This window comes from Streptomyces sp. DI166, from assembly GCF_900091315.1.
Classification (GTDB): Bacteria; Actinomycetota; Actinomycetes; order Streptomycetales; family Streptomycetaceae; genus Streptomyces; species Streptomyces fuscus.
Genome location: NZ_FLSP01000053.1, coordinates 1 through 14,085, shown reverse-complemented (window position 1 = coordinate 14,085; position 14,085 = coordinate 1). Strand labels below are relative to the sequence as shown.

Below are 14,085 nucleotides of genomic sequence, written 5' to 3'. Positions count from 1 at the left end.
TCCTACTTGATGGTGAGGAACCGCTGCACCAGCGAGGCGAGCAGCACCGCCAGCAGCGGCAGCGAGAACCAGAACGTGCTCTGCAGCCACCGCAGCTGCCGCACGCTCGGCCGCACGGCGACCCGTACCACCTCGCGCGCGCCCAGCAGCACGATCAGCGCCAGCGCGGCCAGTGCCCCGACCACCGACCACGGCGTCCAGGTCACCTGCGGACCGATCGGCCCCGGATCGGCCTTCGGCACCTCGCCCGCGGGCTGCTCGCGCAGCGCGTACATGGTGGCGTCCTGGTTGGCGAAGACCTTCTTCAGCTCCCGTCGCTTGTCGAGGTTCTCGATCAGCCGCGGCTCCCAGTTCTCCGCGTAGCCGACGTCCATCCGCAGATAGGTGACCTGACCGCGGTTGATCATCAGATACGAGTTCGGGCCCGCGTCCTTCAACGACTTGACCAGGCCGGACACCAGCACCGGATCGACCGGCGCCTGGGTCGGCAGGTACTCCACCTTCTCCATGTCCCGCGACCCCCACGGCAGGGACGGGGTGACCACGTTGACCGGGTCGTCGCTCAGCCACAGCAGCCGCACACTCGGGTCGTCGTGGGCGTAGACGTACTCCATGGCGGCGATCTCGCCGGACCTGGTCCGCTCGAACGGCTCGTTGCCCCACCGGGCCACCAGGAACCCGCCGATGAGGACCAGGCCCGCCATCAGCGCGGCCAGCGGTGCCAGGCTCACCCGGTCCTTGTCGCGCTCCTCGGCGGTGACCCCGGTACGCGGGAACAGGGCGAGCCCCGCCAGCAGGGCCGCGCCGGGCAGCGCGAACATGAAGACCCGCAGCGCCATCTCGCCGCCGTAGCTCTGCATGCCGAAGCCGAGGAACGGTACGAAGGCCAGGACCAGCAGGGAGCGTTCGCGGTACTTGTGGTCGCGGCGGCGCCACCAGCCCCAGCAGGCCATCGCCATCACCCCGCCGGCCAGCAGCACCCGGGCGTACAGCACCAGCTGGTGGGTGGAGCTGCCGCCCTCGATCCGCCCGGAGACCGACGAGGAGACATTGGAGCCGACCCCGCCGACGCCGCCGAAGAGTTCGTCGAAGTGCCCGGACCAGTACGGCTCCGCCATGAAGCCGATCCAGGACACCACCACGACCCCGAACAGCAGCGGCAGCCCGCGCAGTTCGCTGCGTCCGAGCACCACCAGACCCGCCAGTACGCCCAGCATCACGAACGGGGTGAGCTGGTGGGCCGGGACGCTCGCCGCGAACAGGCCCATCACGACCAGCAGCAGCACCGCCCGCTGGAGTCGGCTGGTCGGCTCCACCTCCAGCTCGCCCGGCCGCACCTTCGTCCAGATCACCCGCGGCGCCCGGAACCAGACCAGCAGCAGCGCCACGAACACCAGGTACAGCAGGTACGTGAAGCCCTGCGGTGAGAAGTAGTCCTGGCCCACCCAGCCGCTGAGCACGAAGATCCAGATCCCGGTCCAGCGGGCCCGCCAGCTCGCCCGCATCGAACGGGTCAGCAGGAACATCGGGACCAGGTACAGCAGTTGCATGGTCAGCGGCCACCAGCGGATGACCTCGGTGAAGTCCGAGACCCCGCAGGCCTTCGCCACGAACGCGGCCGCCGCGAAGAAGCCCGGCCAGCTCCAGCGCGCGTCCAGGTCCGGTACGGCGGACCCGGTGCGGTCGATGTAGTCCAGGAAGCCCAGATGCTGCCAGGCCGTGGCGAACCGCGGCTCGGTCTCGATCAGCGCGGGCAGGGCGTGCAGCGACACCACCGTCGCCAGCAGCGTGACCAGCAGCAGGGTCCGGTGCTCACGGCCCAGCCAGAGCAGCGAGGCGAACACCGTGACCAGCAGCCCGGCGCCGATCAGCGTCGGCGTGGGCAGGACCGAGATCAGCCCGAGCCCGCCCATGCCGTCCAGGTCGGCCTCGGTCAGGCGCAGCGCGGGCACCCAGTACAGCAGCAGCGCCGCGATCAGCAGACAGCCCAGGACCACGCCGGTGCGGGTCGGCAGCGCGCTCGCGACGGGCTCGGCCTGCTCCTCCCGTACCGTCGCCGGGATGTCCTCCGGTGCCGGCGCCACCGGTACCTCCGGGACGATGGCCTTCTCCTCCGCCTCGAACGGGGCGTCCACCTCCGGCTCCTTCTGCTCCGCCGGAAGCTTCTCCACCGGAAGTCCGACGGCCCAGGTGGGCCGCCGCACCGCGGGCAGCCCGGCGGGCGGGGTGCCGGGGCCCGGACGGACATCGGGCCGCCGGTCCAGGTGGTCGAAGTCGACATGGATGCCGAGGCCCAGCGTGTCGGAGTCCAGCGCCCAGGCCGGCCCCCGCCTGCGCCCGGCCTCGCCCGGGTCGCGCGTGCCCAGATCGGCGAGGTCGCCGTCGGGCGCCGAGTCCTCCGGCACCTCGGGCGGCGCGGTCAGCACCGTCCGGTACAGCTTGGGTGCCGCGATCGTGACGATCACCGCCAGTGCGACGATCTCGGCGACACCGGCGCCGGTCAGCCCCATCCGGGGGAGCAGCAGCAGCGTCAGACCCAGCACCAGCGCGCACAACAGGCCCTGCAGCCAGGCCAGTCCGGCGGTGCGGCTCTGGGCCCGCAGCACCGCGAAGTAGGTCTCCATCACGACCCGCAGCAGCCCGCCGACCGCGAACCAGCGCAGCAGCGGGGTCGCCGCGTCCGCGTACCCCGAGCCGAACACCCCGAGGATCCACGGCGCCCCGACGAACAGGACCGCCGCGACCGGCACCATGATCTTCGCCATGCGCTTGAGCGCGGCCCGGGTGAACACGGAGAGCCGGGCCGGGTCGTGCGAGCCCTCCACGGTCAGCGAGGCGCCCATGTTGATGGCGAGCAGATTGACCGTGCCGCCGATGGTGGCGGTGATGTAGAAGTAGGCGTTGTCCTCGGAACTGACCTGTGCCGCCACGATCACCGGGATCAGATAGACCACGGCGAGCGAGAACAGCGAGCCGGTGTAGTCGCCCGCGAGGAAGGTGCCGATCTCCTTCCACGACGGCGGTTTCGCGTGGCCCTCGGTCGCCTCCACATGCCGTGGCACCAGCCGCCGGAACACCAGCCAGCCCAGTGGCAGCACCGAGATGGCGATGGCCGCGACCCAGGAGACATAGACCCCGGTGGTCGGGATCGCCGCCGCGAACGCCACCAGCAGACCCAGCTTCACCGCCGAGAAGGCGGTGTTGCCCACCGGCACCCACAGCGCGCTGCGCAGCCCGGTCAGCACCCCGTCCTGCAGGGTCAGCAAATTCCACGCGATCACGGACACCACGAACCCGATCCCGGCCAGCGGTGTGTCCAGGAAGCGGTACGACGGCCCCCAGGCGTCCAGCGTCAGCAGGAAGACGCCCGCGGCCAGCGCCACGATCACCGAACTGCCCGCGTAGGTGCGCAGGATGAGCCGTCCGGTGGCGCGCCCCGCGATGGGGATGAACCGGGCCAGTGCCCCGGTCAGCGCCACCGCGGTCAGCCCCGCCAGGAATTTCATCGCGGCGATGGCGGCGGAGCCCTGGCCGACCGCCGACTCGGAGTAGTAGCGGGCGGCGGCCAGCCAGAACCCCAGGCCGAGCACCGCGGAGATACCGGTGTTCAGCATCAGGGCGTAGGCGTTGCGGAACAGCTGGCTGCCCCGCGCCGGGTGCTCGGACGCCGGTGCGGCGGACTGCGCGGCCTCGGTCGTGGTCGTGGTGTCAGACACGGGTTCGGACGGCCTTCCGGCGTATCTGTCGTGCTCGGCGGACCATGGCATAGCCCTTGGTCAGGGCCAGGTCCCGGGCAAAGGTGCGGGTGATCGCGCGGCCCTCGACCAGCCGCCGGAACTCCTCGGCGCCCGTGCCGCGGCGCACGGTCACCCGGCGCAGCGCGTACGGGCCCTGGCGGCGGCGGGCGAGGCCGTTGCCGACGGCCAGCGCCTGCGCGTACCCCGTCTCGCGCACCGCCCGGCGGACCCGGCGGTCGGAGTAGCCGTACGGGTAGGCGAACGAGGCAGGGACGGTGCCGAGCTGGTCCGAGACAATCTCCTTGCACAGGATCAGCTCCCGGCGCAGCGCCTCGTCCGGGAGCTGGTCGAGCTGCGGGTGGGTGTGGCTGTGGCCGCCGATCTCCAGCCCGGCCGCGGCCAGTTCGCGCACCTGGTCGAAGTCCAGCATGGTGTCCAGGGCGCCGCCGGTGTCGTACGGGCCGCGCAGCCAGCCGGTGGAGACGAAGACGGTGGCCGGGAAGCCGTGCTTGGCGAGCACGGGCAGGGCGTGCCGGTGCACGCCCTCGTAGCCGTCGTCGAACGTCACCAGGACCGGGCGCGCGGGCAGCGGACGGCCCCGCCGCCAGCGGTCCGCGAGTTCGGCGGTGCCGATCGGGGTGAGCCCCAGGTCGGCGATCACCGCCATCTGCTCCTCGAACGCCTCGGGCGCCACCGACAGCGTGCGGGTGGCGTCGTTCGGCTCGGCGGACACCGCGTGGTACATGAGGATCGGCACGGCGGTGTCGTCGCGCACCGTCCCGCTACTCATCGCCGCCCCCTCGACCGCCGTCCCCCTCGATCGCCGCCACCGAGTAGGTGGCCCCGCCCCTGCGCGCCCGGACACTCCCGACCACATACCCACCGGCCGCGGTGAGCACCCCGGCGACGATCGCGCCCGCGCGCCCCGCGCCGCCCGGCCGGGCCAGCACCGCGTCGCGCAGCCCGCGCGCCACCCCGGCGGGCAGCACCCGGGTGGTGTACCGGCGCTCGGACTCAAGTCCCTTGTCGGCGCCCACACTCCGCGCGACCAGTGCCTTCGACAGGCCCTCGGCGTAGGCGCGGGTGCGGAAGTAGCCGAAGTGCTCGCGTGCTGCGGGCACCCGGTGGTGGATCACCGCCCGGTCGTCGATCAGCAGCAGCGCGTCGGGCACGGCGCGGGTCAGCCGGATGCACAGCTCCGTCTCCTCGCAGCCCAGCGGCAGCCGGTCGCCGTCGCGTCCGATGCCGGTGGCGAAACCGCCCGCCGCGTCGAACGCCGTACGCCGGAACGAGGCGTTGCCGCCGAGGACGTTGCGCACCGGGACGCGGCCCGGCGGCAGGCCGCGGTAGGTGCAGCCGACCACCCAGTCGAACTCCTCCGGGAACCAGGCCGGTCTGCGCCCCGAGGCCCAGATCGGCTCGGTGCGCCCGCCGACCGCCATCACCCGCGGGTCGGCGTAGCCCTCGGCGAAGTACCGCAGCCAGTCCCGCTCGGCCACCGCGTCGTCGTCGAGGAAGGCGATCACGTCGCCGTAGGAGGCGGCGATCCCGGTGTTGCGGCCCGCGGACAGCCCGCGGGGGCCCGCGTTGGCGAGCACCCGGACGTCGCCGGCCTCCTTGTACTCCTTGGCCAGGCGTTCGCGCAGCGGTTCGTTGTGGTCGACGACCAGCAGCGTCTCCAGCGCCGGACGGGACTGCGCGCGCACCGAGGCGACCGCCGCGAGGATGTCCTCCCAGCGGTCCTCGGTGTAGACGCAGATCACGACGGAGATGTCGGGACCGCTCAAGACACCTCTCCCCGGACCGAGTCGAGCAGCGGGGAGCGCCCGGCACGGCGCCGCAGGTCACGCCGGTTGGAGCGTTCCTTCAGGATCACCCTCAGCACCCGCAGCCCGTCCCGCACGGCCCGCAGATTGCTGGTGCCGTGGATCCGCAGGTACTCGTGGCTGGGTATCTCCTGCACCTTCAGCCCCGCCTTGACCACCCGGATGTTCATCAGGGTCTCCACCTCGAAGCCGGTGCAGTCGAGGTCGATCTTGTCCAGGCAGTGCCGCCAGAAAGCGTTGTAGCCGTAGCAGAGATCGGTGTAGCGGGCGCCGAACTTGCGGTTCACCACGGCGCACAGCACCCGGTTGCCGAGCTTGCGGATGAACGTCATGTCATCGGTGCCGCCGCCGTTGGCGAAACGGGACCCCTTGGCGAAGTCGGCGCCCGAGACCAGCGCCGAGACATAGCTGACGATCTCCTGGCCGTCGGCCGAGCCGTCCGCGTCGACCATGACGATGATGTCACCGGAGCAGGCCTCGAACCCGGTGATCAGGGCATCCCCCTTGCCCTTGCCCCGCTGCTCGACGACCTTCACCTCGGGCCACAGCTCGCGGGCCACTTCGACGGTGTTGTCCGTGGAGTTGCCGTCGACCAGCACCACTTCGTGGATCCAGTCCGGCAGGGTCTTGAAGACGTACGGCAGGTTCTCCGCCTCGTTCATGGCGGGGATCACGACGCTCACCGGCGGCGCGATGGCCAGGTGTGAGGAGACGGGCCGGTACTTCCCGGCTGTGCGGTACTTGTCGCCCGTTGCCGGGCGCAGTACTGAACTCATGAGTCGGTCCCTCTCGTCCGGTGGACCGCCCGCCCCTGGGGCGGCCCGGCTGTGTGTCCGGTTCGAAAGGGGGGTTATTGCTGGCGTAACTCACCGGCCTGCCAAGGCGGCAGAGCCGATTGCGCGGCACGCCCCGGTCACGCGTACGTCCTCCTGTACGCAGGCCGAGTGCGGCACCCCCCTACCGCGCCCCGCGCCGGTGCCACCGCGGCCCTGAGCCCTCCCCTGGTCCGCGCAAATGATGGTCCGTTGCGGGTGAGATGTACGACGGTATTGACGATTGCGTCCGTATGGCAAGACCTGAAACCAGGACTCACGTTTTTGTTGGTTTTTCCGTTACTTCCGACCTGAGCGGATCTTTCCCACTCGTTTCAGCAGACGGTCGGCCGGCTCGAACAGCTCCGGCCGGGACACCACGACATTGCGCAGCGCCCGTACCGGAGCACGCCGGGCCCGATGACCGAACGCCACCGGGTGACGCCGGGTCACCCACCCCTCGGCCACGCTCAGCTCGCGTGACTTCAGGGAGTCCTTGTATTCCTTCTGACCCCGGCCGAGGTCCAGATAGGCGATGCCGTCGGCGGCGGCCGCCTCGGCCATCCTCAAGTGCAGCACCAGACCGGGGGAGTACTTCGCGAACGCCGGGTCGTACGCCGGGAACCAGCACGCCAGCACCCGCTCGGTGCGCAGTCCGAAGTGCGCGGCGATCGGGCGGCCCTCGGCGTGGAGGACCGACAGCACGCCGGCGAAGGAGTCGGTCCGGGTGTGGAACAGGTGCTTCACCAGCCGGGTTATCCACTCCTGCGCGAAGCGGTCGCTGCGCCCGGTCCGGCGGTACTGCGCCGACTTCCACTCCATCAGGGTGCGCAGCGCGGCCGGGTCCCGTTCGTCGTGCACATACCGCACGCCCTGGTGGTCGCGGCCGAGCTTGCGCTCCTTGGCGAGGGTGGTCCGGGTGAACTTGGGGGAGCGCTCCCGCAGGTGCGCGAGATACGCCTCGTAGCCCTGGTCCACGTCCATGACCGGTGACGGGTACGTCCCGGTGGCCGAGCCGATGAACGCGCTCTGGCCCTCGACCAGGTGGTCGAACTCCCACACCGCGAGCCCGCAGGCGCGCAGCAGTTCCCGGGCGTCCCACTCGAACCCGGGCCGGTGCACCACGCCCTGGGCGTCGGAGACCCCGAGCCCGACGGCCCGGCCGACTCCGGTCGCGGTGCGCTGGTACGGGAAGAACGCGGCGGGCTCGCCGGACTCCCGGACGACCGCGATCCGCACCCCGGGCCGGCAGCGGCCGACCGCGAGGGTGAACTCGGGTGACAGGAAGGGGTTCGCCAGCTCGGGCGAACCGTGCAGATGGGCCTTGGACTGCATCGCCGTCCACGCCGTCCGGTCGGCGGCGGTCAGCTCGCCGGGACGGTACACGCTGATGTCCACGTCAGACAGTCCGCTTTCTTTCCGTACGGCCGCGCAGCCGCCGTAGCGACACGAGCAGGAGCAGAAGGGAGCTGATCGCGGTCACGGCGACGATGCCGCCCTCGGCCGACCACCGGTGCACGGCCAGCATCGCCTGTGCCACCAGCATGTTGACGACGACCGCGCCCGCCAGCGCGGCGATGACGCGGCCGAAGAGGTCCAGGCCGCGCAGTGCGACGGCGATGGCCGCGGCCGGTGCCGCGAGCAGGAAGAAGACAGTGAGCGGTCCGCGCAGCGGCGAGTCGCTGTCGGCGAGCGCGAGCAGTGCTCCGGCCGCCCCCACGGCCGTCGCGGCCCCCGCCAGCAGCGGCGCCAGATCCTCCGGTCCTGGTCGCACGCGCCGGGCGCCGTCCGATGAAGTGCGTCTGATCCTTAAGGTCTGCATTGGCGACTTTGCCCCCCGAAGCGCCGGATGCCGGGCTTCAATGTGGCGCAGTCGCGCTGCGGGAGTCAAGACGGCGATGGTTGAAGAATGACCGATTCCCCGGAGACGGTGGGGCGCCTCCGGGGAACGGCTGGTGCGGAAGGTGAACCTGTGGTCCGGCCCTACGGGACGAGCTTCAGCAGCCGGTTCGGGGAGCCGGTGCCGGGGCTGGTGACCTTGCCGGTGGTCGCGCCCGCGGTCAGGGCCGAGGCGACCTGGGCCGGGGTGGACGAGGTGTGGTTCGCCAGGTAGACCGCCGCGGCGCCCGCGACGTGCGGGGTGGCCATCGAGGTGCCGGAGATGGTGTTCGTCGCGCTGTCACTGGTGTGCCAGCCCGCCGTGATGGAGGAGCCGGGCGCGAAGATGTCCAGAACCGACCCGTAGTTGGAGTAGCTCGCCCGGGCGTCGGTGCTGGTGGTGGCGCCGACCGTGATCGCGGCGGCGACCCGGGCCGGGGAGTACGAGGAGGCGTTGGCGCTGCTGTTGCCCGCCGCGACCGCGTAGGTCACGCCGCTGGCGATGGAGTTGGCGACCGCCGTGTCCAGGGAGGTGGAGGCGCCGCCGCCGAGCGACATGTTGGCGACCGAGGGACCGGAGTGGTTGGCGGTCACCCAGTCGATGCCCGCGATGACACCGGCCGTGGTGCCGGAGCCGCTGTTGTTGAGCACCCGTACCGCGACGATCTTCGCCTTCTTGGCGACGCCGTAGGTCGAGCCCGCGATCGTGGTCGCCACATGCGTGCCGTGGCCGTTGCCGTCGGATGCGGTGGTGTCGCCGTCGACGGCGTCGTAGCCGTAGCTGGCCCGGCCGCTGATCTGGGAGTGGGTGATGCGCACGCCGGTGTCGATGACGTAGACCGTCACTCCGCTGCCCGCGCTGTCCGGGTAGGTGTAGGTGCCGGAGAGCGGGAGCGAGGTCTGGTCGATGCGGTCCAGGCCCCAGGGCGCGTTGGACTGTGTGGTGTCGGTCAGCCGGACGCGCTGGTTCTGCTCGACGGAGGCGACCGACGGGTCGGCGGCGAGCCTTCTCGCCTCGGCCGCGGAGAGGGTCGCCGAGTAGCCGTTGAGGACCTTGCCGAACGTCTTGTCGACCTTGCCGCCGTACTCCTTGATCAGGCTCTTGCCCGCGCTGGAGGCCGCCTTGAGACCGGCGCCCTTCTTCAGCGTGACGATGTAGCTGTCCTTGATCGCTGTGAGGGAATCGGCGGCCAGGACCCTGCCCTCGGCCGGTGCGGCCTGAGCGGGCAGGGAGATGAGTCCGCCGACGAGTGCCGCGGTCGCCAGGCCGGTTGCGGCGGCGAACCGAAGCTTTTTGCTGCGCAGTTGTGCCATCCGAGGGAGTCCTCCTCATCGGCGACGCGCACTTGGGTGGGGGCGCGTCTGTGGGGTGGCTCAAGCCTCGGGGCAACTCCCTTGCGGAACAAGGGAGTTGAGGAGCTGTCAACAAATCTGTCATGAGCACGTAATCGAACCCACAGCGAACGCACAGGAAACAGGGTGGTTCGGTACTGAAAATCTTGACATGGACACTTCCTGTCAACACGCGTAGCTGCTACGACAGATGTGGCAGAGATCCTGCTAAAGGGAGGTTCCATGAGACGTTCCCGAATTGCCGCATACGTCGGCTCACTCATCCTCGCCGTCGGCGCCGTACTCACCGGCGCCGGCTCCGCGCAGGCCGCCACCGGGCCCTATGTGGCGCTCGGTGACTCCTACGCCTCGGGCGTCGGCGCCGGCAGCTACATCGGATCGAGCGGCGACTGCAAGCGCAGCACGAAGGCCCACCCCTACCTCTGGGCGGCCGCCAACTCACCCTCGTCGTTCGCCTTCACGGCCTGCTCGGGCGCCCGAACGGGTGATGTTCTCGCCAACCAGATGGGCCCGCTCAACTCCTCCACCGCGCTGGTCTCCATCAGCATCGGCGGCAATGACGCCGGGTTCGCCGATGTCATGACGACCTGTGTGCTCCAGTCCGACAGCACCTGCATCTCCCGCATCAACACCGCCAAGGCGTACGTCGACTCGACGCTGCCCGGCAAGCTCGACAGCGTCTACTCGGCGATCCGCAGCAAGGCGCCCAACGCCCGTGTCGTCGTGCTCGGCTACCCGCGCTTCTACAAGCTCGGCCAGTCCTGCCTCGGGCTGTCCGAGACCAAGCGCAAGGCCATCAACGACGCCTCCGACTACCTCAACAACGCCGTGAAGGCCCGCGCCCAGGCGCACTCCTTCGTCTTCGGCGATGTGCGCGGCACCTTCACCAACCACGAGATCTGCTCCAGCAGCTCCTGGCTGCACAGCGTCAACTGGCTCAACATCGGCGAGTCGTACCACCCCAAGGCGGCCGGCCAGTCCGGCGGCTACCTGCCCGTACTGAACGGCGCGGCCTGATCCGCGTCACCGCATCGGACCTGACCCTCAGTAACTCACTGAAGGCGAAGGGGAGACCCCGTCCGGCGGGGTCTCCGTCCCACAGGTGACCGAGAAGGCGACCGAGTTGGACTTCGTCTCCACCGGAGAGCGCACCTCGACGCTGATCTCGTTCTCGAACGACCCGCTCTCGTCGTTCGTCGTCACGAACGCCCGGTCCTGCTTGGTGCGCGTGCCGCCCTCCGGGAACGACAGCGTCTTCCACCCCGAGTCCATGACATCGCCGTCCCGCGACACCCAGCGATAGCTGACCTCGGCGGGCAGCCGCCCCACCGTGAACGTCGCCGTGAACGACGGCGCCTCGGCCTGCGGCGGCGGACAGGTCCCCTCGTACTCCGTGTGCGACCCGGCGAGCGTCACCTGCACCGTCTGCGGCGGCGGGGTCGACTGCGTCGCCGTCTCGCTCGGCGTGGGATCGGTGGTCGGGGTGGTGTCGTCCTCCGTCTCGGACGGCGTCGCCTGCTTCTCCGTCTCCACCTGACCGGTCGTACCGCCGTCCGCCTCCTTGCCGTTGTCGTCCTCGCGGTTGAGCAGCGCGTACGTCAGACCTGCCACCGCGAGCGCCAGTGCGGCCAGCCCCGCGACCAGGACGACCGCGGCACGGCGGTTGCGGCCGGGGCGCTCGGGACCGGTGGGGCTGGTGGCGGCGGTGGGGGCCGTGTGGGCGGAGGGTGTCGCCGGGTAGGGCCGGGGCGGTGTCGGCGGCGGCTGGTGGGAGACCATGGTCGGGGCGTACGGCGTCGCGCCGACCGTCCCCGCGCGCGGAGTGCCGCCCGCGCCGATCACCCGCAGCTCCTGCTCGGCCAGTTCGGCGGAGAGCCGCTCGGCCGGGTCCTTGCGCAGCAGGCCCTCGATCACCGGGGCGAGCGGACCGGCCCGGCGCGGCGGCGGCAGCTCCTCGTCCACGATGGCGCGCAGGGTGCTCAGCGGGGTGTCCTGGCGGAACGGGGAGTTGCCCTCCACCGCCGCGTACAGCAGCACACCCAGCGACCACAGGTCCGACTCGGGGCCGGGCGTGCGGCCCAGCGCCCGCTCCGGGGCGAGGAACTCGGGCGAGCCGATCACCTCACCGGTCATGGTGAGCGCGGAACTGCCCTCCACCTGGGCGATCCCGAAGTCGGTGAGCACCACCCGGCCGTCGTTCTCCAGCAGCACGTTGGCCGGCTTCACGTCCCGGTGCAGCACCCCCGCCTCGTGCGCGGCCCGCAGCGCCGCCAGCACCTCGGCCCCGATGTGCGCCGCGCGCTGCGGCGGCAGCGGACCCTCGGCGTCCAGGTAGTCGGCGAGCGAGATACCGCGCACCAGCTCCATCACGATCCACGGGCGGCCGTCCTGCGTGGCCACGTCGTACACCGTCACCACATTGCGGTTCGCCACCCGGGCCGCGGCCCACGCCTCGCGCTCCAGACGGGCGTACATCCGCTCCACATCGGCGGCCGGCAGCCCGTGCGGGGCACGGACCTCCTTGACGGCGACCTCGCGGTGCAGCACCTCGTCGCGAGCGCGCCAGACCGTCCCCATACCGCCCTCGCCGAGCGGCGACAGGAGGCGGTAGCGGTCCGCGATCACTCGTTCACTGCCCGTCGCGTCGGACACGGGCGCCCCCATTCGCATGCGCGCGAAGTCTCCTTTTCCTCACAAAGTAGCTCAACCGAGTGCGGATGCCGCCCCCTTGAGCACCAATCCGGCCCCAAGAGCGACGACGACCAACGCGGACAACAGCGGTGCGGTGCGGCGGACCAGGCCCGCCACCGGGTGAACGGCCCAGCGCGGACGCCGCTCCACCCACCGGCTCGCCCCGGCGCCGAGCCGCACGACGGCGTATCCCGCCGCCGTCAGGGTCAGGGCGAGCCCCACCCCGTACGCCACGACCAGCAGCAGCCCGAACCAGGCGTGCCCGAGTGCGGCGGCGCCGACCAGGACGACCACCGCGGACGGGCTCGGCACGAGGCCGCCGGCGAAGCCGAGCAGGATCGTGCCGCGCACGGTGGGGGCGGTGGAGTGGGTGTGGGTGTGGCCGCCGTGGGTGTGCGTGTGGGTGTGGGGATGCGGGTGGGGGTGTTCGTGCGGGTGGTGTTCCTCGGGCTCGTGGGCGTGGCCGTGTTCGTGGGAGTGTTCGTGTGCGTGGCCGTGCTCGTCGCCGTGGGAGTGGGCGCCGACCAGGGCCGGGGTGCGTTCGTGGGTGTGGGAGTGCGCCTGGGCATGGGCGTGCCGGTGGCTTCGCTGGTGCCAGGCCCGGCGCAGGAGGGTGGCGCCCGCGGCCATCACCAGGGCGCCGCTGGCGATGCCCAGCCAGGTGATCACGGACGGCGCGGCGGCCGAGCCCGCGGTGACCAGCAGGCCCAGGGCGACCACGCCCAGCGTGTGGGTGACCGTCACCGAGGCGGCGAGCGGCAGGACGTCCTTCATCCGGGCGCGGCCGCCGCGGGCCGTGGCCACCGCCGCCATCAGCGTCTTGCCGTGGCCGGGCGCGAGCGCGTGCAGGGCGCCCAGGCCCACGGCGATGAACAGCGCGAGCGCGGCGAAGCCGACGGTGAGGTCGTTGCGCGCGACCAGGGAGTCCAGGGCCTGCGTCCAGCGGTCGGCGCCGCGCGGCAGTACCGAGGCGCCGGGCGCGTCCCGTTCCTCCTCGGTGAGGGCGGGCCCGCCGGGGCGTACGGTCAGCTCGGCGGACGCGGTGTCGGCGGGGGAGGAGAGCAGCTTCTCCGGGTACGCGGTCAGCTCCCCGGACAGCGACTTGCGCGGTACGTCGGAGTCGGTGAGCGTCATCCGGTCGCCGCGCGCGGTGACCTCGCGCCAGCCGGGCCCGGACTCGGCACCGGCGGCCTCGAAGGCGAGGATGAGCGTCTCCTCCTCGGGCAGCGGCGCGCTGAACTCGCACTCCACGCGCAGGGTGTCCAGCCCGGCCTGACCGGGGCGCACCTGCGCCTTGCCGCTCTCGACGGTGAGCGGAACACTCCGCCCGCCGACGGTCAGGGCGCTGTCCCGGGCCGCGCTCGCGCACCGCTCCCGGGCCCACTTGTCGAGGCCCTTCCGCTCGACCTCCGGCTTCGCCTGGGTCGCCGGGATCTCGGCGAGGTCCTCGACGTGGTCGACGCGGAGGGCGTGCGGGGTGACGACCAGGCCGTCGTAGCGGTTGACGGTGAAGTTCCCGAGCGGGTGCGCGCTCGCGGACGCGGCCGGGGTCAGCACGAGGGCACCGACCGCCGCGAGCAGGGTGGCACCGGAGGCGACGAGACGGCGGAGGGGCATGCGCCGGCGTCCGGGGTTCTGTCGGCGGAGGGTGGTCCGGTCGGCGGTGGGGCTTTCGGGGCGGTGAGTCGGGGCCGTGGTGGAGGCGATCGGGCGCGGGAGGGGTATGTGTCGGCCTCCGGGGTCGGGGCGGCGGGCGTCCTGCCGGGTGGTCCGGTCCTGAGTCGGAGA

At 71.6% G+C, this 14,085-nt stretch carries 10 protein-coding genes; 1 reads left to right on the top strand and 9 read right to left on the bottom strand.

Going from position 1 to position 14,085, the window contains the following annotated elements; all coding sequences use genetic code 11:
• Positions 1–2: 2 nt before the first annotated feature.
• The 7 genes from GA0115233_RS24130 to GA0115233_RS24100 all read right to left on the bottom strand — a co-directional run bounded on the left by GA0115233_RS24130 (position 3) and on the right by GA0115233_RS24100 (position 9,567).
• Positions 3–3,716 (bottom strand): lipopolysaccharide biosynthesis protein, encoded by a 3,714-nt coding sequence (locus GA0115233_RS24130; RefSeq protein ID WP_093722377.1) that lies wholly within the window; start codon positions 3,714–3,716, stop codon positions 3–5.
• Positions 3,709–4,527, bottom strand: a complete 819-nt coding sequence (locus GA0115233_RS24125) for a polysaccharide deacetylase family protein (protein WP_176711923.1) — start codon at positions 4,525–4,527, stop codon at positions 3,709–3,711. Before GA0115233_RS24125 ends, GA0115233_RS24130 begins: the two co-directional genes overlap by 8 nt.
• Positions 4,520–5,524, bottom strand: a complete 1,005-nt coding sequence (locus GA0115233_RS24120; protein WP_093722376.1) for a glycosyltransferase family 2 protein — start codon at positions 5,522–5,524, stop codon at positions 4,520–4,522. The genes GA0115233_RS24125 and GA0115233_RS24120 overlap by 8 nt, the downstream gene beginning before the upstream one ends.
• Positions 5,521–6,339 (bottom strand): glycosyltransferase family 2 protein, encoded by an 819-nt coding sequence (locus GA0115233_RS24115; protein ID WP_093722375.1) that lies wholly within the window; start codon positions 6,337–6,339, stop codon positions 5,521–5,523. The genes GA0115233_RS24120 and GA0115233_RS24115 overlap by 4 nt, the downstream gene beginning before the upstream one ends.
• A gap of 336 nt (positions 6,340–6,675) precedes the next feature.
• Positions 6,676–7,773 carry a GNAT family N-acetyltransferase gene (locus tag GA0115233_RS24110; RefSeq protein ID WP_093722374.1) on the bottom strand — a complete coding sequence of 366 codons (1,098 nt, stop codon included), beginning with the start codon at positions 7,771–7,773 and terminating at the stop codon, positions 6,676–6,678.
• Between the two features lies 1 nt (position 7,774).
• Complete coding sequence (locus tag GA0115233_RS24105; protein ID WP_250748992.1) at positions 7,775–8,149, bottom strand: hypothetical protein; 375 nt, start codon at positions 8,147–8,149, stop codon at positions 7,775–7,777.
• A gap of 209 nt (positions 8,150–8,358) precedes the next feature.
• On the bottom strand, positions 8,359–9,567 hold the full coding sequence (locus GA0115233_RS24100) for a S8 family peptidase (protein WP_093722372.1): 1,209 nt from the start codon (positions 9,565–9,567) through the stop codon (positions 8,359–8,361).
• 261 nt (positions 9,568–9,828) lie between these two features.
• On the opposite strand from GA0115233_RS24100, the gene GA0115233_RS24095 reads away from it, so the two are divergent.
• On the top strand, positions 9,829–10,623 hold the full coding sequence (locus GA0115233_RS24095; protein WP_093722371.1) for an SGNH/GDSL hydrolase family protein: 795 nt from the start codon (positions 9,829–9,831) through the stop codon (positions 10,621–10,623).
• A gap of 27 nt (positions 10,624–10,650) precedes the next feature.
• On the opposite strand, the gene GA0115233_RS24090 is transcribed toward GA0115233_RS24095, so the two are convergent.
• Positions 10,651–12,276, bottom strand: a complete 1,626-nt coding sequence (locus tag GA0115233_RS24090) for a serine/threonine-protein kinase (protein WP_093722370.1) — start codon at positions 12,274–12,276, stop codon at positions 10,651–10,653.
• Positions 12,277–12,309: 33 nt separating this feature from the next.
• The gene (locus tag GA0115233_RS24085) at positions 12,310–13,914 is read right to left on the bottom strand and encodes a nickel/cobalt transporter (protein WP_093722369.1); all 1,605 of its coding nucleotides are present in this window, start codon (positions 13,912–13,914) and stop codon (positions 12,310–12,312) included.
• Positions 13,915–14,085: the final 171 nt, after the last annotated feature.

Coding starts and splice junctions, on each gene's coding strand:
- GA0115233_RS24125 (WP_176711923.1), bottom strand. CDS start 4,527: ATGAGTAGCGGGACGGTGCGCGACGACACCGCCGTGCCGATCCTCATG.
- GA0115233_RS24115 (WP_093722375.1), bottom strand. CDS start 6,339: ATGAGTTCAGTACTGCGCCCGGCAACGGGCGACAAGTACCGCACAGCC.
- GA0115233_RS24100 (WP_093722372.1), bottom strand. CDS start 9,567: ATGGCACAACTGCGCAGCAAAAAGCTTCGGTTCGCCGCCGCAACCGGC.
- GA0115233_RS24095 (WP_093722371.1), top strand. CDS start 9,829: ATGAGACGTTCCCGAATTGCCGCATACGTCGGCTCACTCATCCTCGCC.
- GA0115233_RS24090 (WP_093722370.1), bottom strand. CDS start 12,276: ATGCGAATGGGGGCGCCCGTGTCCGACGCGACGGGCAGTGAACGAGTG.
- GA0115233_RS24085 (WP_093722369.1), bottom strand. CDS start 13,914: ATGCCCCTCCGCCGTCTCGTCGCCTCCGGTGCCACCCTGCTCGCGGCG.